We start from the raw sequence: 267 nt of genomic DNA, 5'->3' as shown, positions 1-267 counted from the left end.
TCAGAAGCTTCGCCAAAGAGCGCAAGTCATGGGCAAACATCCCAGCGAAAATCAACCGTAAGCAAACCTTCAGCTTCAGTCGCTGGGTTTATCGACAGCGTAATCTCGTTGAGCGGTTCTTCAATCGCATCAAACAGATGTGCGTGTTTCACTAATTTCGGGACAGAGATTCCAGTAATTCGCGGACAGGGATTTCAGTAAATACGGGACAGCAATTCCACTAATTCCGGGACAGTTCCGGATGTGGATTTGTAGGTCGATTTTCGC

1 pseudogene is annotated in these 267 nt (G+C 47.6%); it reads left to right on the top strand.

Going from position 1 to position 267, the window contains the following annotated elements:
• A pseudogene (locus tag AX760_RS26185) lies at window positions 1-137 on the top strand (IS5/IS1182 family transposase); the annotation flags it as partial.
• Between the last annotated feature and the right edge of the window lie 130 nt (window positions 138-267).

Origin of the sequence: Pararhizobium antarcticum (assembly GCF_001885585.1) — a bacterium.
Taxonomy (GTDB): domain Bacteria; phylum Pseudomonadota; class Alphaproteobacteria; order Rhizobiales; family Rhizobiaceae; genus Pararhizobium; species Pararhizobium antarcticum.
This window is presented reverse-complemented; position numbering and strand designations above follow the sequence as displayed.